This window comes from Mesorhizobium sp. M7A.F.Ca.US.011.01.1.1 (genome assembly GCF_003998295.1).
Taxonomy (GTDB): domain Bacteria; phylum Pseudomonadota; class Alphaproteobacteria; order Rhizobiales; family Rhizobiaceae; genus Mesorhizobium.
The window spans coordinates 1-348 of record NZ_RZRT01000277.1 but is presented as its reverse complement, the minus strand read 5'-3'; the positions used below and the strand labels follow the sequence as shown (position 1 = coordinate 348).

Annotated in this window: 1 pseudogene; it reads right to left on the bottom strand. The window is 65.2% G+C overall.

From position 1 onward, the window contains the following. Positions 1 to 348, bottom strand: a pseudogene (locus EOA13_RS38280) (alpha/beta hydrolase); the annotation flags it as partial.

Here is a 348-nt window from a genome sequence, read left to right as displayed (position 1 = left end):
GCCTGGATCGCATCGAATGTCAGCCAGCCGCGCCAGAAGGCCGGATCGGCCTCGTTGCGCCAGGCCGGGATCATGCCGCGATCGGGCTCGGTGTAGTAAGGCACCTTGAACATGATCGCGCGATCGTCGGTCAGGCTGGCGGCGGGCAGGAAGGCCTGTTTGCCGGTGCGGTGATACGCCGCCTCGGCTTCATCGCCCGCGGCTTCAAGCTTGGCGACGCCGTCCTTGCCGCCATAGGTCTGTTCGACCACATCGGCGTCGTGCAGCCAGGGTGCGACGAGAGCGACCGACTTGATCGCCGTATTTTTAGCGGCGGCAGTGACCATGTAGCCGGAGCTGGCGCAAATG